The organism is Enterobacter sp. MGH 4 (assembly GCF_000534735.1).
Lineage (GTDB): Bacteria > Pseudomonadota > Gammaproteobacteria > Enterobacterales > Enterobacteriaceae > Enterobacter > Enterobacter intestinihominis.
In genome coordinates this window covers 78778-99546 of record NZ_KI973295.1, presented here as the reverse complement: position 1 = coordinate 99546, position 20769 = coordinate 78778, and the positions used below count along the sequence as shown (strand labels likewise).

Genomic DNA, 20769 nt, shown 5'->3' with positions numbered 1-20769 from the left:
TACCTAAGGACACCATTTGGAAAGCCTGTTGAACCTGACTGTTGCTGGTGGGGCGCCAGTCAGGATATTACAAATCACCGACACCCACCTTTTTGCCGAAAAGCATGAGACGCTTCTGGGCGTGAACACCTGGGAGAGTTATCAGGCGGTTCTTGACGCGATCCATGCTGAAAAGCGGCCATGCGATCTGATCGTCGCGACAGGCGATCTGGCGCAGGATCAATCCTCCGCAGCCTATCAGCATTTCGCCGAAGGAATTGCGAGCTTTAGTGTGCCTTGCGTCTGGCTACCGGGCAATCACGATTTTCAGCCCGCCATGTACAGTTCGCTTCAGGAGGCGGGGATTTCGCCGGCAAAATGTGTCTTTACGGGGGACCAGTGGCAAATTCTGCTCCTCGACAGTCAGGTGTTTGGCGTTCCGCACGGTGAGTTGAGCGACTATCAGCTTGACTGGCTGGAGACAAAACTGGCCGCCGAACCGAATCGTAATACGCTGCTGTTACTGCATCATCATCCGCTGCCGGCGGGCTGTAGCTGGCTTGATCAGCACAGCTTACGCAACTCTGCGGCGCTGGATAGCGTGCTGGCGAAATTCCCGCGCGTGAAAAATTTGCTGTGTGGGCACATTCACCAGGAACAGGATCTCGACTGGAACGGTCGCCGCCTGCTCGCGACGCCGTCCACCTGCGTGCAGTTCAAGCCCCATTGCGCTAACTTCACGCTGGACACCATCGCACCGGGCTGGCGCTGGCTGGACCTGCATGCCGACGGCTCGCTGACCACCGAAGTGTGCCGTCTGGCTGGCGCGCAGTTCCGCCCGGATACCGCTTCAGAAGGCTATTGATGTCGACGCTCCTCTATCTGCACGGGTTCAACAGTTCTCCGCGTTCCGCAAAGGCGACGCAGTTTCGCCAGTGGCTGAGCGAACATCATCCGCACGTGGAGATGATTATTCCGCAGCTGCCCCCTTATCCGGCGGACGCGGCAGAAATGCTGGAATCGATTGTGCTTGAACACGGCGGCGAATCGTTTGGCGTTGTTGGCTCGTCCCTCGGCGGCTACTACGCCACCTGGCTGTCGCAATGCTTTATGGTGCCCGCTGTCGTCGTTAACCCGGCGGTCCGGCCATTTGAGCTGTTAAGGGACTTTCTTGGCGAAAACGAGAACCCCTACACCGGCCAACAATATGTGCTAGAGTCACGCCATATTTACGATCTCAAAGTTATGCAGGTCGACCCGCTTGAAGCGCCCGATCTTATCTGGCTGCTGCAACAGACGGGAGATGAAGTGCTGGATTACCGCCAGGCAGTGGCGTATTACGCATCCTGCCGCCAGACTGTAGAAGAGGGCGGAAACCATGCTTTCACGGGCTTTGAAGATCATTTCACCCAGATTGTCGATTTTCTTGGACTGCACAGCCACTGACAATCAATGCGAATTGCTAGCTTAAATCATGACGCAAACCTATAACGCTGATGCCATTGAGGTACTCACCGGGCTTGAGCCGGTTCGCCGCCGCCCGGGGATGTACACCGATACGACGCGCCCAAACCACCTGGGCCAGGAAGTAATTGATAACAGTGTGGACGAAGCGCTGGCAGGTCATGCCAAACGCGTGGACGTTATCCTGCACGCCGATCAGTCGCTGGAAGTCATCGACGATGGCCGCGGCATGCCGGTGGATATTCACCCGGAAGAGGGGGTTCCTGCCGTTGAGCTGATCCTCTGCCGTCTGCATGCGGGCGGTAAGTTCTCCAACAAAAACTACCAGTTCTCTGGCGGCTTGCACGGCGTGGGGATCTCTGTGGTTAACGCCCTGTCAAAGCGCGTGGAAGTGAACGTCCGTCGCGACGGCCAGGTGTATAACATCGCGTTTGAAAACGGCGAAAAAGTGCAGGATTTGCAGGTCGTCGGGACGTGCGGTAAACGCAACACCGGCACCAGCGTCCATTTCTGGCCTGACGAAAGCTTCTTCGACAGCCCACGCTTTTCTGTTTCCCGCCTGACGCACCTGCTGAAAGCCAAAGCGGTGCTGTGCCCAGGCGTAGAAATCACCTTTAAAGATCACGTTAACAACACCGAACAGAGCTGGCGCTACGAAAAGGGTCTGAACGACTACCTGTGCGAAGCGGTTAACGGCCTGCCGACCCTGCCGGAAAAACCGTTCGTCGGGAATTTCGAAGGTGATACCGAGGCGGTGGACTGGGCGCTGCTGTGGCTACCTGAAGGCGGTGAGCTGCTGACGGAAAGCTACGTCAACCTGATCCCAACGCTGCTCGGTGGGACGCACGTCAACGGCCTGCGTCAGGGTCTGCTGGATGCGATGCGCGAGTTCTGCGAATACCGCAACATTCTGCCGCGCGGCGTGAAGCTTTCCGCAGAAGATATCTGGGACCGCTGCGCCTACGTGCTTTCCGTGAAAATGCAGGATCCGCAGTTTGCCGGTCAGACTAAAGAGCGCCTGTCGTCACGCCAGTGTGCGGCGTTTGTTTCCGGCGTGGTGAAAGATGCGTTTACCCTGTGGCTGAACCAGAACGTTCAGGCCGCAGAAATGCTGGCTGAAATGGCGATCTCCAGCGCCCAGCGTCGTCTGCGCGCGGCGAAGAAAGTGGTGCGTAAAAAACTGACCAGCGGCCCCGCGCTGCCGGGCAAGCTGGCGGATTGTACCGCGCAGGATCTCAACCGCACCGAGCTTTTCCTGGTGGAAGGGGACTCGGCGGGCGGATCGGCCAAGCAGGCGCGCGATCGTGAGTATCAGGCGATCATGCCGCTCAAGGGTAAGATCCTCAACACCTGGGAAGTCTCGTCTGATGAAGTGCTGGCCTCGCAGGAAGTACACGACATCTCCGTGGCGATCGGCATCGATCCGGACAGCGACGATCTGAGCCAGCTGCGCTACGGCAAGATCTGCATTCTCGCGGATGCGGACTCCGATGGTCTGCACATCGCCACGCTGCTGTGCGCGCTGTTCGTGAAGCACTTCCGCACGCTGGTGAAAAACGGTCACGTCCACGTGGCGCTGCCGCCGCTGTACCGTATCGACCTTGGCAAAGAAGTCTACTATGCGCTGACGGAAGAAGAGAAAGCGGGCGTGCTGGAACAGCTGAAGCGCAAGAAGGGCAAACCGAACGTGCAGCGCTTTAAAGGGCTGGGCGAGATGAACCCGATGCAGCTTCGCGAAACGACGTTGGATCCGAACACGCGCCGTCTGGTGCAGCTGACGATCAGCGACGAAGACGAACAGCAAACCAACGCCATGATGGATATGCTCCTTGCCAAGAAACGTTCGGAAGACCGACGTAACTGGCTGCAGGAGAAAGGCGATATGGCGGATATTGAGGCCTGATGCTGAAAAAGCCCTGCGATGCAGGGCTTTTTTTTGCCCGGTGGCGCTGCGCTTACCGGGCCTACGATCGATCCCCTCGCCCCTCTGGGGAGAGGGTTAGGGTGAGGGGAACGCCTCGCACTGACGTCAAAACTCCATCTTCACCGTAAACTGCACTTCACGCGGGTCGCCAATCTGGTTGCCCAGGTTGTTGGTCGCAATCGACGACGTGTAGTAGGTCTTATCAAACAGATTCTTCACGTTCACCTGTAGCGTCACCGGATATTGCAGCTTCATTTTGTACGCCGCAAATGCATCCGCCACGAAATAGCCCGGCAGATAATAATCCGCACCGTTAGTCGCTGAACGACGGCTCACGCCGTGCCCGCCGCCGCCAATTGTCAGCGTATTCCCGGCAAACGCATTGTGAATATCGTACGTCAGGAACAGGGAGCCGGTATGGTGCGGCACGTTCGGCAGCGGTTTGCCCGCGTAGTCCGGGTCTTCCAGCACCTTCGCATCGGTATAGCCGTAGCTGGCGATAATGTTGGTGTTCTCGGTCAGCGATCCGGCGAGATCCACTTCGACACCCTGCGAGCGCACGCGGCCCGCGGTTTTGGCGACGGTTTCATCACCGATGCTCTCGGTGTACAGCACGTTGCGCTTGTGGATATCAAACAGCGCGATGTTGGCAGTAATGCCGTCGAACAGGTCGAATTTAGCGCCTATTTCATACGCGTTCGACGTTTCCGGCGGCAGGTCGCCGATGTAGCTCGCAATGGACGACTGCGGCATAAACGTCTGGGAATAGTTAGCAAACAGGGAGACTGCCGGCGTGAGCTTGTATACCAGGCCCAGCTTCGGCGTCCACTGGTCGTCGCGGCTGTCGGTGTTGACGTTAAACGGACGGCCTTTGCCCGCGTACTGGGTGTAATACTGGTAGCGCAGTCCGGCAACGGCGATCCATTTATCGGTCAGGTACAGCGCGTCCTGCGCGTAAGCGGAGTAGCTCTCCTGCTTGATGGTTTGATCGCTGTCGGATGCCGAGACGGTGGTGCACTTGCCGAGGCTGCCATAGCTCGGGTTGTAAATATTGAAATCCTTAACGTTCTTACAACGGATCATGTCCGTACGCAGCAGATCGTAATTCTCATACGACACGCCGGTCAGGATCTCATTGTAAAAGCCCGCGATGTCCACGTTCCCCTGCAAATCTGCCCGCGTTGTGTGCATACGCTGGGTCGAACCCTGGGTCGCATCCACGCGGCGGGTCAGGTTGCCGGTTTTTGAATCGTAGGCCATCACGCGAGCCTGGTTATCGCTGTACTTATCCTGGCTGTAGCTGTAGTCGAACTTCGCGGTCCACTGGCTGTTAAGGCGATACTCCGCGTTAAGCTGAGCGAGGTCGGACTGACCGTCGGTCACGTTAAATGGCTCATCAAAGCGGGTTTTGCGATCGACGTCGACGGCCTTTTTGGTGTTGAGATCGAAGATCGTTCCGCGATCGAACGGCGTTTTATAGTCGCGATGCGAATAGAGCACGGTCACGGTGGCATCATCGCCGAACCAGGTCAAAGACGGGGCGATAAAGGTGCTGCGTTCGGTGCCGTAATTACGCCAGTAATCCTCGTCCTGATACTCCCCCGTCAGGCGATAGGCCAGACGCGTACCTTCAATCGGACCGGTGACGTCAAACTGTCCGGTACCGCCGCCAAAGCTGGTTGATGTGGCAGAAATCGAGCCGCCGAAGGTTTTCTCCGGGCGTTTGGTCACTACGTTAATCAGGCCGCCGGGGTCGAGAATACCGTAAAGGGTCGAGGCCGGGCCTTTTAGCACCTCCACGCGCTCGGTTGCGGCATTGAAGCTGCGCGGCAGCACGGTGCGCAGGCCGTTGGTCATGATCGAGCCGTCGCGGTTTGCGCCGAAGCCACGGCGCACGAAAGCATCCTGCGTGCCGCCCAGGGTGTTGGTCTGCACCACGTTGCTGACGTTATACAGCGCCTCGTCGAGCGTGGTCGCGTTTTGGTCTTCCAGCACTTCATCGCTGACGGTATTGACCACCTGCGGGATGTCCAGCATCGGCATGTTGGTCAGCGTGGCGGTGGAGGTGTTCAGGGGCTGATAGCCGCTGGTGGCGTCGGTGGAAGCGTAAGGGTCGGCAGTGACGGTAAGCGTCTCACCGTCTTTTGCTGCTGCGTGCACCAGAGGCGCCATGAACAGGAGTGAAAAGAGCGCGCGCCCTTTTACCCCGGCGAATGAAGGTGTGAACTTAGCCATTACATCTGTTTTCCCAAAATATCCTGCGATGAAATGCTCGCGGAAGAATGTGTGAGTCATTGCCCTTACGGTCTGTCCGTTAGCCTCTACGGCATCGGACTTGTAATTGAGAATCATTCAAGCATGAGGGGGTGTAGTAGTAAATGGAATAAATAAAAATTTCGCTACAGAGGTTTCTCTCTGGCTAATACGCGTTGGTTTCTTGTTTAAGGCATTGAAAATACTTGATAAAAATGAATTTTAATTTGTGCGGAGATGCTCAATTATCCCTGGGGTTTACAGGGTGTATCTTCGCTTGACTACTACATGGCGCGGCGGCAAACTCACAAAAGAGAATGAGTTTTATTTTTATTTGTTGGTTTTTTTTCTTACGTTGGCGTTCACGTGGCTCACTACATCAAAAAGCCGGGACTGGTTCTTGAGAACCTCTCCGCGGGTTACCAGAAAAAAATCATCGTTGATGATATCTCCCTTGCGATCCCCCAGCAGAAAATGACTGTTCTGGTGGGCGCAAACGGCTGCGGAAAATCGACGCTGTTAAGTACCCTCGCGCGGCTGCTTCAGCCGCTCGGCGGCAGCGCGGTGCTGGACGGCAAAGCCATCCACTCGCAGCCAACCAAAGCGGTCGCCCGCCAGCTCGGGATCCTGCCGCAGTCTCCGCTGCTTCCAGAAGGGTTAACCGTATTTGAGCTGGTCTCGCGCGGACGTTTCCCCTGGCAGAACGTGATGCGCCAGTGGAGCGAAGAAGACGAGCGGGCCGTGGAGGAGGCGTTACGCCTGACCGGAACGGCAGAGTTTGCCCATCATCTGGTTGAAAGCCTGTCCGGCGGCCAGCGCCAGCGCTGTTGGATCGCCATGGTACTGGCGCAGCAAACGCCCTATATCCTGCTGGATGAACCCACGACGTACCTCGATCTTCGCTACCAGGTGGAGATCCTCGAACTGTTGCACACGCTGACTCGCCGGCACGGGCGCACCGTGGTGGTGGTTCTGCACGATCTCAACTTCGCCGTGAACTACGGTGATTCGCTGGTCTTTTTACGTGAGGGAAAGGTTGAGGGGGTACTGCATGAGGGCGACGCCTGCACGCCGGAGCTGATCAAAGCGGTGTTTGATGTCGACGTGCATATGTCGGTTAACCCGCTGACCGGCAAGCCGTTCTTTATGCCGTTCCGTCAGGCTGTCGACAAACCATGATGCGCACGTCTGTGGCCTTTATTCTCTTTACGCTGCTGCTTCTGGCAGGCGCGATTGCGCACCTGAGCATCGGGGCGCGCGTTATCGCCCCCCGGACGGTAGTAGACGCATTTTTCCACTTCGACCCGCGCAATTTTGAGCATAGCGTGATCGTCAGGCTGCGCTTGATGCGACTGTGCGCCGCCCTGGTGACGGGCGCGGCGCTCGGCGTCGCGGGCGTGCTGCTGCAGTCAGTGATCCGCAACCCGCTCGGCGAGCCGCATATCCTGGGGCTAAATGCAGGGGCGGCGCTGGCGGTGGTGCTGACGAGTGCCCTCGGGCTGTCGCTGCCGTTTGGCCGCCCTCTGATAGCCGCAGCCGGCGCCGCCGCGCTCTTTTTGCTGGTGCTAACGTTCTCCTCATCCGGGCGTACCGGTCTCACGCCGATGAAAGTCACGCTGTGCGGCGTGGCGATGTCGGCATTTGCCTCATCGATAACCGCCACGGTGTTGATTCTGGATGAACAGACGCTGCTGGCCATGCGGACCTGGCTTGCGGGGGATGTGGCGGGAGTCATCGGCGAGACGACCGCTAGCGCCGCGGGGGCCGCTGCCGTGGGTTTTGCGCTGGCGCTCTGGCTGTCGCCGTCGCTGAACATGCTGGCGCTGGGGGACAGAATGGCGCAGGGGCTTGGCGTGTCGCTGCTGAAAACGCGCCTGCTCGCGCTGCTGGCCATCGCCCTGCTGTGCGGCGCGGCGGTTTCAGTTGCCGGACCGATCGGGTTTATCGGACTCGTTGTGCCGCAGCTGATTCGCCGTCTGGTATCGGTGGACCTGCGCGTAATGGTGCTGCTCTCAGCCCTCTGCGGGGCGCTGGTTCTGCTGATGGCGGATATCGCCGCCCGCACGCTGTTTACGCCGTATGAGCTGGCAACCGGCGTGATGACTGCGCTGGTCGGCGCGCCGGTCTTTATCCTTATGGCGTCAAGGATGTTCAAATGAACCGGGCTGGATTGAGGGCAGTACGATTTTCCTCCTTCTCGGCGCTGGTTCGCCCGAGGGCGCTGCTGTATCTGACCGTTTTAACCCTTGCCGTTTTACTGCTGCTAAGTTTTGGCCTGACGCACGGCTCGCTGCCCATTCCTGCTTCCGCCATCGGACGTGCGCTGTTTTATCCTGAACGTCTGACGGCGGATGCGCATTACATTGTGATGGATATCCGCCTGCCGCGCCTGCTGATGGCGGTGCTGTGCGGCGCGATGCTCGGCATGGCGGGGGCGGCCATGCAGTCCATTACCCTCAACGGCCTTGCTGACCCCGGACTTATCGGCGTGAAAGAGGGCTGTAGCGCGGCGGTGCTGCTGCTGATTTTTCAGTTTCCGGGATTGGGGCCGTACTGGCGTCCACTTATCGGCATGGCCGGTGGGCTGCTGACCGCGCTGCTGGTAGTGGCGCTGGCGCGTGATATCTCGCGCCCGCGATTCATCCTGATCGGCATCGGCGTGTCATGGGCGTTTGCCGCCGCGATGGGGGTCTTTATGACGACCGCCGACGTGCGCGACGTCCAGACGGCGATGCTGTGGCTGGCGGGGAGTCTGCATGCGGCAAGCTGGACGCTGGTCAGCATCGCTGCTGCCTGGACAGTGCCGGCGTTTGCGCTGCTGCTCTTTTCCGCGCGCGCCGCAGACGTAGCCTTGCTCGGCAACCACACTGCGACGGGGCTGGGCGTGCGGACTTCACGCCTCGCACTGCTGCGCGTGTTTGCCCCCGTGGTGCTCACCGCGGCCTGCGTCTCCTGCGTGGGGAGTATCGGCTTTGTCGGGCTGATTGCCCCGCACATGGCGCGCCTGCTGCTGCGCGGAGGGCAAACGGCACTGCTGACGGGAAGTGCCGTACTGGGCGCGCTGCTGGTGCTGCTGGCGGATAACGTCGGGCGGCTGGCATTTCTCCCGTTGCAGCTGCCGGCGGGAATTGTCATTTCACTGATTGGCGGACCGTTTTTCCTGCTGCTGCTCTGGCAGCGTCGGGATCGATTTTAGGGGATAGAAATGCGCGTATTTTTTGCAATGCTGGTGCTGGTGGGTTTTGCTGCAGGAGCCGCAGAGCCAACGCAGACGTTTACTGACGACCTGAACCGCAAAGTGGTGGTGCCGGTTAACCCGAAGCGGATTGTGTCCCTGCACGACCTGGATATCACCATTCCGCTGATCGAGCTTGGCGTACCGCCGGTTGCCAGCCATGGCCGTACCCGACCGGACGGCAGCCATTTTCTGCGCTCCAGCGGCATGCTGACGGGCATCGATTTTGATAATTCCGACATCACATTCATCGGCACCGCCGATATCGATATTGAAGCCATCGCCGCGGCGAAGCCGGATCTTATCATCACCGAGCCGACCCGCAACACGCCGGTCGAACAGCTGGAAAAAATTGCCCCGACGGTGAGTATCGATCACCTCGACGGCGGCGCGCCGGAGATCTACCGCAAGCTGGCGCAGCTTACCGGGACAGAGACGCGGCTGAAGATTCTGGAGCGTCGCTATCAGGAGCAGATCGAGGCGCTAAAGACGACCATCGATACGAGCAAACTGACCGTCTCGGTGATTCAGGCCAATCAGGGCAAAATCAACGCCATGCACAGCTACCACTCGCTTGGGCGCGTGCTGCGCGACGCAGGGTTCAGGTTCCCGCCGCTAATTGAGAGCATCCCGGAGGGCGGGCGCATCGACGTCAGCGCCGAGCGTCTGCCGGAGCTGGATGCTGACTTTGTCTTTGCAACCTGGCGCGGGGACACCGGCGGAAAACCGCAGGACGAGCTGGCGGCGATGGATGCGGTGATGCCGGGCTGGTGTCAGTTTCTCAACGCCTGCCGAACCGGGCATTACGTGCTCATCTCCCGCGAGGAAGCGATCTCAAATTCATTTGCCTCGCTGGGGCTGATGGCCGCGCAGGTGCAGTCGCAGATAGCGGGCCGTCCGCTGCCGGAGGCCGCTCGATGATCCGAAAAATTGATGTCTACGGCGACCGCCTCCGCTCGCGGGCGCACCAGCTGACGCCGCGCCTGCTGCAGGTGGCGAGCTATATCAATGAAAATCGTGAAGCGGTTATGGAGCAGACGGCAATGGAGATTGCCGCTGTGCTACACACCTCGGACGCCACCGTGGTGCGTGCCATTCAGGCGCTTGGGTTTGGCGGGCTGCGGGATCTCAAGCAGACCCTGGAGCAGTGGTTTGGCCCGGTGGTCACCTCCAGCGAGAAGATGTCCACGACGGTAAACACGCTTACCAGCGACGTCGACGCGAGCATCGATTTTGTGCTGGAAGGCCATCAACACACCTGCGCGGTGTTGTCCGAACCGGGCAACCGCTACGCGATGGCGCAGGCGGTGTCGCTGCTGGCGCAGGCGAGACAGGTCGCTATTTTTGGCATTGGCGCATCCGGCATTCTGGCTGAGTACACCTCGCGACTGTTTAGCCGTATAGGCCTGCCTGCGATCCCGCTCAACCGCACCGGTATTGGCCTCGCCGAACAGCTGATTGCCCTACAGCGCGGTGACGTGCTGGTAATGATGGCGCAAAAATCCGCGCACCGGGAGGGACAGACCACGCTGCGCGAAGCGAAGCGCCTGGGTATTCCCACCATTTTGCTGACCAACGCCACTGACTCGCGCTTTAGCAAAGAGGCAAGCGTAGTGATCCACGTCCCGCGCGGCGGCGAGAAGGGCAAAATCCCGCTGCACGGCACGGTGCTGCTGTGCCTGGAGATGATTATTCTGTCCGTCGCCTCCACCGAGCCGCAGCGCACCATCAAGTCGATGAAGCGCATCAACGAGTTACACCGCGGATTAAAGCCGGGCAAGAAGAGCGGTTGATTTTCCCCCTCTCCCCGTGGGCTGAGGGATCCCCAGTAATTTTTTTATGCAGAAGCAATAAAGTTGCTTTCTAAATGACTGAGGGCTGTCAGCGATGCCCTGGTCCGGCTGTAAATCGCTGAGGCGTTTGCCTTCCGGCCGGGGCGAGGCGCAGGGATGCGCCGAGAGGGCGGCTTTACAGGGACGTTGCCTCCGCCCGTACCCGATAAGCCGGAAGGAATAAGCCGAGGGCACCGCGAAGCGGCGATTTACCGCCGGGAGCCCGGGTCGCCAGGGTGGTGGCGACTGAGCCACCCTGGCACGTTCACCGGTCATGTCGTTACAGAGTAGCAAGGAACATAAAGTGAACGGAATGACCACCACCGCCGTATGTTCCCCTCACCCTAACCCTCTCCCCGGAGGGGCGAGGGGATTGCTCAGTGCTCGCATTAATTTGTGGGGAACCCTCAGCCCGGTGGGTGAGGGCGTCAAACCGCACGATGGTTCTTCCGGTACTGCAGCGGCGTCTCGCCAATCCCTTTTTTAAACGCGCTGATAAACCACGTCACGTCGGAAAAACCCGTCTGTGCGGCAATGTCACGCACGCTCGAATCAGTGTGGAGTAAACACTCACACGCCTTACGCAACCTTAGCGTATTCAGGTAGTCGTGAATTTTTTCGCCCGTTTCCGCATGGAATTTTCGCGATACGTAGCTGCGGGATTTTCCCAGCTCATTGGCCAGCGCATCCAGACGAAATTTCTCCTGATAATGCTCGTCGAGCCAAAACATCACCTGGCTGGCGATCCCCTGGCTGTTTCCCGGCTCGCCGTCGCGATCGTCGGGCAGCATCGCGAACAGGCCGATCAGCAGGCTGGCGATGCTCTCGCCGTTCATCGGCGGTTTATAGCAGCTAAACAGATGGTCGATATGGTGATGGAAGTGGGCTAAATCGGCGACCCACGCTTCGCCGCCACGGCGTGACAGCCGCTCCAGACGCTGCCGGGTCTGGGGAAAATCCCGCAGGATCTTCAGCACCGCGTGCTGGTCGAGATGAATAATGGTGCGGCGGTAAATTGCCTCCGCCTGTTCGTCCACCATGACCTTGTGCAGCGTAAAAGGCGGGAAGAAAAACAGCCGTCCGGGGCGCATGGTGTAGTGACGATTATCGACAATCGCCACGCCAAAGCCCTCTTCCACATAGAGGATCTCCAGACACTGGTGCCAGTGATGGTAGCGCACGGTATTGGCAAACAGGCGGCTGAACGAGGCCACGGTATCGTTCAGGGCGATCAGTTCCAGAAGATCGGATGTCGGCGTGTCGCGCATAGTGCAATAAAACTCAACTTTTTCCCGTCTGACCGTCTTTATAAACCACCTTTTTAAATTTTCTCAACTGGAGGTTTATTCATCGTTCATGCCTGTGACACGGCTAACATTTCTGCCCCTTGGGGATTCACTATGCTTTGCCGCAGTTGATTACGAGGGCGAACCGATGTGGGCGGCAAACAAAGAAAAATCAAATCCGTTGTCTTCACGCCAGGAGGTAGTGGCGTCGTTGAATGCACTTTTACAGGCGCTGGACACGCAATTTCCGGCGAACCTTTCACGATTCTCGCTGGGTGATACCTGCGCCCATTACACAGCGGATATTGCGCAGATGGAGGGACTTTCCCGCGCGCTGTGGGGGCTGTTTCCGCTGATGGCATCCGGCGAAAGCACGCCGTTCAGCGAGAAGTACCTTACTGCCATTAAGCTTGGTACCGACCCGCAAAGCACCGGCTACTGGGGTGAAACCGGCCCGTACGATCAGCGTCTGGTGGAGATGGCGGCCTACGGTCTGGGGCTCGCTCTGCTGGGGGAGACGCTCACCGCGCGCTTTACCGGACGCGAGGTGATGAACCTGCACGCGTGGCTCAACCAAATCACCGACGCGCAGATGCCGGACAGCAACTGGAACTATTTTGCCATTATGGTTCAGCTCGGCTTTAAGCGCGCCGGGCTGCCGTACGACCAGGCCGCCATTGACCGTCGCTTTACGCTGATGGACGCCTACTACCTCGGCGACGGCTGGTACTCCGACGGTCCCGGCCGCCCGAAAGACTATTACATCTCCATGGCTTTCCATTTTTATGGCCTGATTTACGCCACCCTGAGTGACGACGAGGCGAGGGCAAAGGTGCTGCGCGAGCGCTCGCGTCTGTTCGCGGAAGACTTTATCTACTGGTCCGCCGCCGATGGTGCCTCGGTGCCGTTTGGCCGCAGCCTGACCTACCGCTTTGCCATGGTTGCCTTCTGGAGCGCGGTGGCTTTTTCTCAGCTGGACGTCTTCACCCCGGGTATCGTGAAGGGCATTGTGCTGCGGCATCTGCGCTGGTGGCAGCAGCAGTCGATTGTCGATCGCGACGGTATTCTTACCCTGGGGTTTGCGTATCCGAACCTGGCGATGTGCGAGGATTACAACTCCCCCGGTTCACCGTACTGGGCGCTGAAAACCTACCTGATCCTGGCGCTGCCGGAGGCGCATCCGTTCTGGCAGGCCGACGAGCAGCCGCTGCCCGCGCTTGCTGAAAAACATGTGATCCCGCATGCGCAGCAGATCCTGATGCATTCGAAAGCTTCGCAGCACGTCGTCATGCTCACCGCTGGTCAGCTGGAGCTGAATAACTACGTCAACACCGAAGCGAAATACACCAAATTTGCCTACTCCAGCCGCTTCGGATTCACCATTGAGCGCGGGCGTTTTGGCCTGAAGCATGCCGCCTGCGATTCCATGCTGCTGCTGGCGGACGAAGATGACTATTTCCGCGGTCGTCGCGAGTGCGAAGAGGTTCGGGTGGATGAACATTACATTTTCTCGCGCTGGTCGCCGTGGCGCGACGTGCAGATTGCGACCTGGCAGATCCCGTTCGGGGAGTGGCACCTGCGCCTGCACCGCATCAACAGCGCGCGCACTCTGCAAACCGTCGAGGGCGGCTTTGCGGTGATGAAAACCGCCCACCAGGTGCGCGATCGCGGTTGTTATCTGATGGCTGAAAACGGCAGCAGCGTCATTGTCGATCTTTCGCCGGTCATTCACCGCCAGCCAGACAGCATCGTCACGCCGCCGAACAGCAGCATTATGTTTGCGGAGTGCGCTTCCATTCCGTTGTTAAAGGCCGACCTCCCGCAAGGGGAAAGCTGGCTCTGTTGCGCCGTTCTGGCTGACGGAAAACAGCCCGTTGCGGCGACGCCGCAGCTGAATATAACCCATAGCCGGGTCGTCATTAGCGAACCCGGAAGCGAACGTAAGCTGTCGTTCACATTATAAAAATCTGGCCCTACACGTCGGCGAGGATGATATGAAAAGCACATCGACAACTAACAGAACTGAATATTACAAAATCAGTAGCTTTATCTTTCTCTATTTCTTTACCTGGTCTGCCAGTATTGGACTGCTGGCGATCTGGCTTGGCCAGAAAGCCAATCTCAGCGGCTCGGTGATTGGAACCGTTTTTGCGGTGAACGGGATATTCTCCGTTATTCTTAAACCGATCTACGGCTATATTCTCGATAAGATCGGCATGAGCAAATACCTGCTCTATTTTGTGGTGATCATGTCGGCCCTGATGGCGCCGTTCTTTATTTACGTATACCAGCCGCTGTTAATGTCTAATACCCTGCTGGGGATTATTATCGGCGCGCTCTATTTAAGCTTTGCCTGGTACGCGGGTGTGGCGGCGTGCGAATCGTATTCTGACCGCTTTAGCCGCTTAAACGGCATGGAGTTCGGGCAAATTCGCATGTGGGGTTCGCTCGGCTGGGCGGTGGCATCGTCCTTCTCCGGCCTGCTGTTTAACCTCTCACCGGCGTATAACTTTATTCTCGGCAGCGTGGCGTCGGTGGTGATGCTGATCGTCCTGCTGAGCCTGAAAGTGAACACTAACTCCATTCACGCGGGCGAGGTGCTGACGAAAGAGAAAATCGCCCCGTCAGACGTTTACGCCCTGCTGCGAAACCGCAAATTCTGGGCCTTCTGCCTGTACGTGGCGGGCGTGGCGTGGATGATGTTTATCGCCGAACAGCAGTTCTCGCGCTATTTCGTCACCTTCTTCGATGATATTCATGAGGGCAACGCGGTATTCGGTTATCTCGGGACCGTGCAGTCGGGCATGGAATTTGTCATGTATATGGTGGTCCCGCTGTTTGTGAACTTTATTGGCGCCAAACGCGGGCTATTAATTGTCGGGCTGGTGGTCGGGGCGCGTCTGATTATTTCCGGCATGTGTGATTCTCACCTGTTAATTTCAGTGCTTAAGCCGCTGTACGGTCTGGAAATTTGTCTCCTGCTGGTGTCGGTATTTAAATATATCGCCGAGCATTTCGACAAGCGCGTCAATGCCACCATGTATTTACTCGGCTATCAGGCAATGCTCTACGTTGGCAACGTGGTGGTCTCTTCCCCAGCCGGGTATATGTATGACCGTATTGGCTTTGAGCACACCTATATCATCATGGGCGCAACGGCGCTGACCTTTACCCTTATTTCTGCTTTTACGTTATCCGCCTGTCAGAGCAAATGGCGCGGGGCTCGTGCGCTGAACGTAGCAGAAACGTCAACACGATAAATTACGCCGTCAAAGAAGGAACCGAAATATGTTAAGTCGTATCAAAGAAGAACGTCTGCCTGTTATCGCTGCGCCCGTTGACTCCCGCGCATTCAGCGATGAACTGAATTCGGCGCGCAGCCACGTTCTGGACCTGATTAGCCGTCATTTAACGGAGTTCGGCGACAAATTCCCGGCGGAAACCTGCCAGAACGGTTTTTATCCGCTGACTGACAACGTGGAGTGGACCACCAGCTTCTGGACCGGGCAGCTATGGCTGGCATGGGAGATGAGCGGCGAGGAAAAATTCCGCGCGATGGCGGAAAAACACGTGCGCTCGTTTGGCCTGCGCATCGCCGGGCGCAACGACACCAACACCCACGATTTAGGCTTCCTCTACACGCTCTCCTGCGTAGCCGCGTGGCGGCTGACCGGAAACCGCGAGGCGCGCGGCTTCTCGCTGCTGGCGGCGGAAGCTCTGCTGGAACGCTTCCACGAGAAGGCGAAGATCATCCAGGCGTGGGGCGATCTCTCCGATCCGGACCAGGCCGGGCGGATGATCATCGACTGCAACATGAACCTGCCGCTGCTCTACTGGGCAACGGAGCAGACGGGCGATCCGCGCTTTGCCGACGCCGCAAAAGCGCACGTCATGCAGGCGGCGACGTACCTCATTCGTGACGATGCCTCCACATTCCACACCTACTATATGGATGTGACAACCGGCGCACCGCGCTACGGCAACACCCAGCAGGGCTACGCCGACGACTCCTGCTGGTCACGCGGGCAGGCGTGGGGAATTTACGGCTTCCTGCTGAGCTATATCTATACCGGCGACGAGACGATGATCGCCCTGTCAAAACGGCTGGCGAACTACTTCCTCAATCGCCTGCCCGAAGACTACGTCTGCCACTGGGATCTGGCGCTGGTGGGCACCGACGCGCTGCGTGATTCTTCCTCGGCGGCGATTGCGGTATGTGGGCTGCTGGAGCTGGTGAAACACCTGCCGGTCACGGATCCGGATCGCGAGCGCTATATGGAGTGGGCTAAAGGGATTATGTCGTCACTGACGAAACACTATCTGATGGGGAGAGAAGAAAAGGGCAACGGGCTGCTTAAACACTCGGTTTACCACCTCGGGAGCAACAAAGGCGTGGATGAGTGCGCAAGCTGGGGAGATTACTTCTACGTTGAGGCGCTGGTGCGTTTCACCCGGAGCTGGAAACTGTACTGGTAACTGGCCGGGGGATTACCATCCAAGCACGTCTTTAATGACGCGCCGGTAGGGCGTATCAAGCTGGGCAGGCACGCGGCAAATATAGTCCCGCGCATGGCTGCGGGTCTCTCCGCTGAGGCCGTCGAGATAAGCGATGGCTTCGTCCACGGCAGGAACCCTGCCTTCCTGTGACGCGCTTCTCGGCGGGAGCCCGGTCCAGATGATCGCTTCAATACCTTTCTCCCTGGCCCATGTTGTCAGGATACCCGTGTCGCGTCCGGTGATTAGCAGCGAGCCAATACCATCGCAGCGATCCTCGGGAATGGCTTCGCGCTCACGCAAAGCGCGGCAGGCCACGCTCAACGTTGTGGCCTCCAGCCATGCCCAAAGCACCGGCACGGCAGGGGCATTCATACAGATGGCGGTCGCCAGTTCACCGCCATCGCTGACCCGACAGAACTCGACGGGCAAAGAAGGCCCGTCGGTCTGCCACTCACCGGCTACCGGTAACGCGCCGCTTTTCCAGATTAACGAACCCCAGCCAAGACAAGCTATTTTCATTCTGTTCCTCTGCGCGACGTGAACCGACTGTTTTAGACGTTATGCTTTAGGAATACGCAGCGTCTGGCCGGGATAGATTTTATCGGGGCTGGAGAGCATAGGGCGGTTAGCCTCAAAAATCTTGTTGTACTGGTTAGCATCGCCGTACACGGTTTTAGAGATCGCGCTCAGGGTATCGCCGGATTTTACCGTATAGTAAGTAGCTTCATCTTTGGCATCTGTCGCGGTGATGTTGTTCTCCACCTCGCTGACGCCTGCGATGTTGCCGACGGCGACCTGGATTTTTTCTTTCTGCTCCTGCGTCAGCCCGTCGCCCGTCACGCTGGCTTTGCCGTCGGTGACGTCAACCTGAACCTTATCGGAACCGGGAATGTTGAGTTTCTTGAGGTGCTCGGTGATTTTGTCGCTCTGACCCTTATGATCGGTCAGATTGTCCCACAGCTTTTCGCCTGCTTCTTTTACGAAATTAAAAAGACCCATTCCATCCTCCTGTTTAACATGAAGTCAGAATAAGCATAGCAGTTGAGTGTTAAGGTGATAAAAAAAGCCCGGTGGCGTTAACGCTTACCGGGCCTGGGAGGGAAGTTGTAGGCCGGGTAAACGCAGTGCTACCCGGCAAATTTCACAGAACTTAGACCCCTTGCTCCAGAATACGAATATGGGTTTCCAGAACGTCCCCTTTCACCGCGTCGCTCCACGCTTTCATATGCGCGGTCTGCAAATGCGCTTCAAGGTGCGCGACGGTTTCCCACTGCTCAACCATGATGATCGAGTCTGGCGCGGTCGCCTGGAAGCTTGCGCTGGTGGCGGCGTCCACCATTGGCGCGTAGCCGTGGCAGCCTTCTTCTTTCAGTACGGTCGGGATGATCTTTGCGAACTCATCCAGCACCGCCTGGCGGTGATGTTGGCCAGGACGCGTACGGATTTCAGCAATAACGGTAAGCATAATTAACTCCTTCTAATTCCAGGCTACCAGTTAAGCAAAAATTTCCGCGAGATGCTTGCGATATTCTGCGATATAGCGTGGGACGTCCGGCATTTTAATTACGTCATTGACGATAAAGGTCGGCAGCGGCTCCATAGCCAGGAACTGATTCGCCTTGTGGAATGGCAGATACGCGCCGTCTACGCCTACGCCTTCAAAGAACTGATCTTGCTCGGTGAACGCTTCAAGCGGGGCATTCCAGGTCAGGGAGAGCATGTATTTCTTGCCCTGCAACAGGCCGCCGGAACCGTATTTTTTAGACGCGTCTGAGCGGGTGCGGCCGTCGCTGGCATACAGCGAACCGTGACCTTCGGTAAACACATCGTCCATGTATTTTTTCACGGTCCACGGTGCGCCCATCCACCAGCCCGGCATCTGCCAGATAACCACGTCGGCCCACAGGAAGTTCTGCACTTCGGCCTTCACGTCGTAATCGCTGTCCGCGCGCACAACCTTAACATCATGTCCGGCGTCGCGCAGGAAACCATCCGCGACCTCGGTCAGGGTGTCATTGAGCTGGCCTTTAGAGTGCGCAAATTCTTTCGCGCCGTTGATAATCAGAATGTTGCTCATTATTTGTCCTCGATGCTGAGAGTATGCTAGGTATTCTACGCGCGAGGACGGAGCGGAAAAATAAGCAAAATGTGCAAAGTCTTTTGCGCTCATCGCAATAATGGCTACCAGCTGACGGTCACCTCAAAGCCCCCTTCAGGCGCATTGCCCAGCGAGACGCGCATCCCGTGTAACGCCGCGATGCGCTTCACGATAGACAACCCCAGACCGCTGCCGGTGGCGTCCTGGCCCGGTGGACGATAAAAGCGCTCGCCGAGACGCGCCAGCGCATCGGTTGAAATGCCCGGGCCGTTGTCGCGCACGGTAAAGCTTTGGGTGTTCAGCGTCACGTCCACCACGCTGCCGCGCGGGCTGTAACGAACGGCGTTGTCCAGCAGGTTACGCGCCAGCAGGCTCAGCAATAGCGGCTGTCCGTGACGCATCACCTCGGGCGCGTTGACGTTGAGCCGAATATCAATGCCCGCCTGCTGCGCCGGATGCCAGATATCAAGCACCGCGGATTGCAGCAAATCGGCCATCATCACGGGTTCGACGTCATCAAGATTATCCAGTGAATCCAGGCGCGACAGGGTGAGAAGCTGATCCACCAGCCGGGAGGCGCGGTCGATGCCCGCATGCAATTGCCCCAGCGCTTTAGACTGCGCCCCGGGATCGTCAAGGGAAAGCTGCGCCACGTCGGTTTGCACCTTCAGCGCGGCAAGCGGGCTGCGCAACTCATGAGCGGCATCCGAGGTGAAGCGGCGCTCGCGGGCCATCATCTCCTGCGTACGGGCGAAAAGATGGTTAAGCGCATCAAGCAGCGGGCGAACCTCCGTCGGCACGCCGTGGGTGGGCAGCGTATCGGTCGCATCCGGCGAGCGTGAACGCAGGGTCTGCGCCAGGTTTTTCAGCGGTTTCAATTCCCGGCTCAGCAGGACAATCAGCAACAGAAGCATTACGGGCAGCGCCACCAGCCACGGCGTCAGCTGCGAGCTGACCACGTCCAGCGCCATATCCTGTCGGTACTCCCACTCCTGGCCAACCACCACGCGGTATTTCCCGTCCGGGGAGGTCAGCCACAGGAAACGCCATTCGTCGTTGTCATCCTGCAACCTACCGTCATCAAATCCGTCCCGGCGGTAGTGATAAGGTATGTCGCGCCCGTTCTCACCGTCGTTAAGCACCATGCTGCCGTCTGCGGTGAAGATTGCGAAGGCCAGCGCATCGTCGTCAAGATGGCCGTGTTTGGCTTTTTTCGGCACCTCGCGCATGCGTTCCGGGGCGCGGAGTTCGTCCACGTCCATCGTCAGCAGCCGTTTGGCAAACAGCATCTGCTGGGTATCGAACAGCTTATCGAGCTTGTCGGTCGTCTGGTGCCAGGCCACCACGCTTGCGGCAAACCAGGCCGCCAGGGACAGCAGCAAAAAGAGGAGCGTCAGGCGCAGCTTCAGGCTCAGGCGTTGGGTCAGTTTCATGCGTCACCCAGGGTATAACCGATGCCGTGCACGGTGCGGATAAATTCGCTGCCGAGCTTGCGGCGTAAATGATGAACGTGGACTTCGACGGCGTTGCTGGAGACGTCATCATCCCAGTTGTAGAGTTTCTCTTCGATGGCCTTGCGCGGCAGCACGCGGCCCGCGTTGCGCATCAGCAGTTCCAGCAGGGCGAACTCTTTGGGTTTGAGCACCAGCGTTTCGCCCTCCAGCGTGGCGACAAGACTTGCCGGATCGAGCGTGACCTTGCCGTGACGCAGCTCGCTGCGCGCCTGCCCGTGGCTGCGGCGCACCAGCGCTTCGAGGCGGGCTGCCACTTCAATCAGCGCGAACGGCTTACACAGGTAATCATCCGCCCCCAGGCGTAACCCTTCGACGCGCTGATTCAGCGCATCCCGCGCGGTGAGGATCAGCACCGGTTCGCTCTTACCGCTTTCGCGCCAGGCGCGCAGGATCTCAAGCCCGTCGATTTCCGGCAGCGTCAGGTCCAGCACCACGGCATCGTACGGCGCGGTGTACAGGGCCGCCTGCCCGGTTTTACCGTCGGTAAACCAGTCCACGTTAAAGCCCATTTTGCTTAAGCCCGCTTTGATGCCATCGCCGATGAGCTTGTCGTCTTCTACCAGTAAAATGCGCATATTTCCTCCTTGATGCCGTCAGTAAACCTTCTGCAAGCGCCTGCTGTACAGTAAAAATAAATAAATTTTCCCCTTAAGAAGTTGTTAAGGTTTACCCTGTTTAATGGATTGT

The 20769-nt window shown here is 58.2% G+C and carries 19 protein-coding genes; 11 read left to right on the top strand and 8 right to left on the bottom strand.

The window, feature by feature from the left end; translation table 11 throughout:
- The first annotated feature begins 16 nt into the window (after positions 1-16).
- Genes cpdA through parE form a run of 3 tightly spaced genes read left to right on the top strand, consistent with a single transcriptional unit; the run spans position 17 to position 3346 of the window.
- Positions 17-844 carry a 3',5'-cyclic-AMP phosphodiesterase gene (gene cpdA, locus L350_RS05640; protein ID WP_023298619.1) on the top strand — a complete coding sequence of 276 codons (828 nt, stop codon included), beginning with the start codon at positions 17-19 and terminating at the stop codon, positions 842-844.
- Entirely contained in the window at positions 844-1425 is a 582-nt protein-coding gene (yqiA, locus tag L350_RS05645) for an esterase YqiA (protein ID WP_022649423.1), read from the top strand. Before cpdA ends, yqiA begins: the two co-directional genes overlap by 1 nt.
- Before the next feature lie 28 nt (positions 1426-1453).
- Positions 1454-3346, top strand: a complete 1893-nt coding sequence (parE, locus tag L350_RS05650) for a DNA topoisomerase IV subunit B (RefSeq protein ID WP_023306966.1) — start codon at positions 1454-1456, stop codon at positions 3344-3346.
- Positions 3347-3472: 126 nt separating this feature from the next.
- Here the strand turns inward: parE and L350_RS05655 are convergent, their stop codons facing one another.
- Positions 3473-5602, bottom strand: coding sequence for a TonB-dependent siderophore receptor (locus tag L350_RS05655; RefSeq protein WP_032626295.1), 2130 nt, complete (start codon positions 5600-5602; stop codon positions 3473-3475).
- Between the two features lie 384 nt (positions 5603-5986).
- On the opposite strand from L350_RS05655, the gene L350_RS05660 reads away from it, so the two are divergent.
- The 5 genes from L350_RS05660 to L350_RS05680 are packed head-to-tail and all read left to right on the top strand — an operon-like array spanning position 5987 to position 10648.
- On the top strand, positions 5987-6799 hold the full coding sequence (locus L350_RS05660) for an ABC transporter ATP-binding protein (RefSeq protein ID WP_032626292.1): 813 nt from the start codon (positions 5987-5989) through the stop codon (positions 6797-6799).
- Positions 6796-7779: a FecCD family ABC transporter permease gene (locus L350_RS05665; protein WP_032626290.1), complete on the top strand. Its 984-nt coding sequence runs from the start codon at positions 6796-6798 to the stop codon at positions 7777-7779. The genes L350_RS05660 and L350_RS05665 overlap by 4 nt, the downstream gene beginning before the upstream one ends.
- Positions 7776-8816 (top strand): FecCD family ABC transporter permease, encoded by a 1041-nt coding sequence (locus L350_RS05670; protein WP_032626286.1) that lies wholly within the window; start codon positions 7776-7778, stop codon positions 8814-8816. The genes L350_RS05665 and L350_RS05670 overlap by 4 nt, the downstream gene beginning before the upstream one ends.
- 9 nt (positions 8817-8825) lie before the next feature.
- The gene (locus L350_RS05675) at positions 8826-9776 is read left to right on the top strand and encodes an iron-siderophore ABC transporter substrate-binding protein (protein WP_032626284.1); all 951 of its coding nucleotides are present in this window, start codon (positions 8826-8828) and stop codon (positions 9774-9776) included.
- Positions 9773-10648: a MurR/RpiR family transcriptional regulator gene (locus tag L350_RS05680; protein ID WP_015571883.1), complete on the top strand. Its 876-nt coding sequence runs from the start codon at positions 9773-9775 to the stop codon at positions 10646-10648. Before L350_RS05675 ends, L350_RS05680 begins: the two co-directional genes overlap by 4 nt.
- Positions 10649-11115: 467 nt before the next feature.
- Here the strand turns inward: L350_RS05680 and L350_RS05685 are convergent, their stop codons facing one another.
- Entirely contained in the window at positions 11116-11955 is an 840-nt protein-coding gene (locus L350_RS05685) for an AraC family transcriptional regulator (RefSeq protein WP_022649417.1), read from the bottom strand.
- A 166-nt stretch (positions 11956-12121) separates the two neighbouring features.
- On the opposite strand from L350_RS05685, the gene L350_RS05690 reads away from it, so the two are divergent.
- From L350_RS05690 to L350_RS05700, 3 genes are read left to right on the top strand one after another with little or no spacing between them, the layout of a single operon-like run.
- Positions 12122-13936, top strand: coding sequence for a DUF2264 domain-containing protein (locus L350_RS05690; RefSeq protein ID WP_032626281.1), 1815 nt, complete (start codon positions 12122-12124; stop codon positions 13934-13936).
- 31 nt (positions 13937-13967) lie between these two features.
- A complete protein-coding gene (locus L350_RS05695; protein ID WP_022649415.1) occupies positions 13968-15233 on the top strand; it encodes an oligosaccharide MFS transporter in 1266 nt (421 codons plus the stop codon).
- Positions 15234-15261: 28 nt separating this feature from the next.
- A complete protein-coding gene (locus tag L350_RS05700) occupies positions 15262-16449 on the top strand; it encodes a glycoside hydrolase family 88 protein (protein WP_023298612.1) in 1188 nt (395 codons plus the stop codon).
- Positions 16450-16461: 12 nt separating this feature from the next.
- Here L350_RS05700 and L350_RS05705 read toward each other — a convergent pair whose 3' ends face one another.
- The 6 genes from L350_RS05705 to qseB all read right to left on the bottom strand — a co-directional run bounded on the left by L350_RS05705 (position 16462) and on the right by qseB (position 20657).
- Positions 16462-16989: a hypothetical protein gene (locus L350_RS05705; protein ID WP_023298611.1), complete on the bottom strand. Its 528-nt coding sequence runs from the start codon at positions 16987-16989 to the stop codon at positions 16462-16464.
- A 39-nt stretch (positions 16990-17028) separates the two neighbouring features.
- Positions 17029-17469 (bottom strand): peptidoglycan-binding protein LysM, encoded by a 441-nt coding sequence (lysM, locus tag L350_RS05710; protein ID WP_022649412.1) that lies wholly within the window; start codon positions 17467-17469, stop codon positions 17029-17031.
- A 151-nt stretch (positions 17470-17620) separates the two neighbouring features.
- A complete protein-coding gene (locus L350_RS05715) occupies positions 17621-17935 on the bottom strand; it encodes a putative quinol monooxygenase (RefSeq protein WP_003862506.1) in 315 nt (104 codons plus the stop codon).
- A 30-nt stretch (positions 17936-17965) separates the two neighbouring features.
- Entirely contained in the window at positions 17966-18547 is a 582-nt protein-coding gene (locus L350_RS05720) for an NAD(P)H-dependent oxidoreductase (RefSeq protein ID WP_022649411.1), read from the bottom strand.
- 104 nt (positions 18548-18651) lie between these two features.
- Positions 18652-20001: a quorum sensing histidine kinase QseC gene (qseC, locus tag L350_RS05725; RefSeq protein WP_023306956.1), complete on the bottom strand. Its 1350-nt coding sequence runs from the start codon at positions 19999-20001 to the stop codon at positions 18652-18654.
- Positions 19998-20657, bottom strand: coding sequence for a quorum sensing response regulator transcription factor QseB (gene qseB, locus L350_RS05730; protein WP_022649409.1), 660 nt, complete (start codon positions 20655-20657; stop codon positions 19998-20000). The genes qseC and qseB overlap by 4 nt, the downstream gene beginning before the upstream one ends.
- Positions 20658-20769: the final 112 nt, after the last annotated feature.

Excerpts from the sequence above, each read along its gene's own strand:
- L350_RS05720 (WP_022649411.1), bottom strand. The coding sequence starts at position 18,547 with ATGAGCAACATTCTGATTATCAACGGCGCGAAAGAATTTGCGCACTCT.
- L350_RS05675 (WP_032626284.1), top strand. The coding sequence starts at position 8,826 with ATGCGCGTATTTTTTGCAATGCTGGTGCTGGTGGGTTTTGCTGCAGGA.
- L350_RS05670 (WP_032626286.1), top strand. The coding sequence starts at position 7,776 with ATGAACCGGGCTGGATTGAGGGCAGTACGATTTTCCTCCTTCTCGGCG.
- yqiA (WP_022649423.1), top strand. The coding sequence starts at position 844 with ATGTCGACGCTCCTCTATCTGCACGGGTTCAACAGTTCTCCGCGTTCC.
- L350_RS05685 (WP_022649417.1), bottom strand. The coding sequence starts at position 11,955 with ATGCGCGACACGCCGACATCCGATCTTCTGGAACTGATCGCCCTGAAC.
- L350_RS05665 (WP_032626290.1), top strand. The coding sequence starts at position 6,796 with ATGATGCGCACGTCTGTGGCCTTTATTCTCTTTACGCTGCTGCTTCTG.
- lysM (WP_022649412.1), bottom strand. The coding sequence starts at position 17,469 with ATGGGTCTTTTTAATTTCGTAAAAGAAGCAGGCGAAAAGCTGTGGGAC.
- L350_RS05655 (WP_032626295.1), bottom strand. The coding sequence starts at position 5,602 with ATGGCTAAGTTCACACCTTCATTCGCCGGGGTAAAAGGGCGCGCGCTC.
- L350_RS05705 (WP_023298611.1), bottom strand. The coding sequence starts at position 16,989 with ATGAAAATAGCTTGTCTTGGCTGGGGTTCGTTAATCTGGAAAAGCGGC.
- L350_RS05680 (WP_015571883.1), top strand. The coding sequence starts at position 9,773 with ATGATCCGAAAAATTGATGTCTACGGCGACCGCCTCCGCTCGCGGGCG.
- parE (WP_023306966.1), top strand. The coding sequence starts at position 1,454 with ATGACGCAAACCTATAACGCTGATGCCATTGAGGTACTCACCGGGCTT.
- L350_RS05695 (WP_022649415.1), top strand. The coding sequence starts at position 13,968 with ATGAAAAGCACATCGACAACTAACAGAACTGAATATTACAAAATCAGT.
- L350_RS05715 (WP_003862506.1), bottom strand. The coding sequence starts at position 17,935 with ATGCTTACCGTTATTGCTGAAATCCGTACGCGTCCTGGCCAACATCAC.
- L350_RS05690 (WP_032626281.1), top strand. The coding sequence starts at position 12,122 with ATGTGGGCGGCAAACAAAGAAAAATCAAATCCGTTGTCTTCACGCCAG.
- L350_RS05700 (WP_023298612.1), top strand. The coding sequence starts at position 15,262 with ATGTTAAGTCGTATCAAAGAAGAACGTCTGCCTGTTATCGCTGCGCCC.
- qseC (WP_023306956.1), bottom strand. The coding sequence starts at position 20,001 with ATGAAACTGACCCAACGCCTGAGCCTGAAGCTGCGCCTGACGCTCCTC.
- qseB (WP_022649409.1), bottom strand. The coding sequence starts at position 20,657 with ATGCGCATTTTACTGGTAGAAGACGACAAGCTCATCGGCGATGGCATC.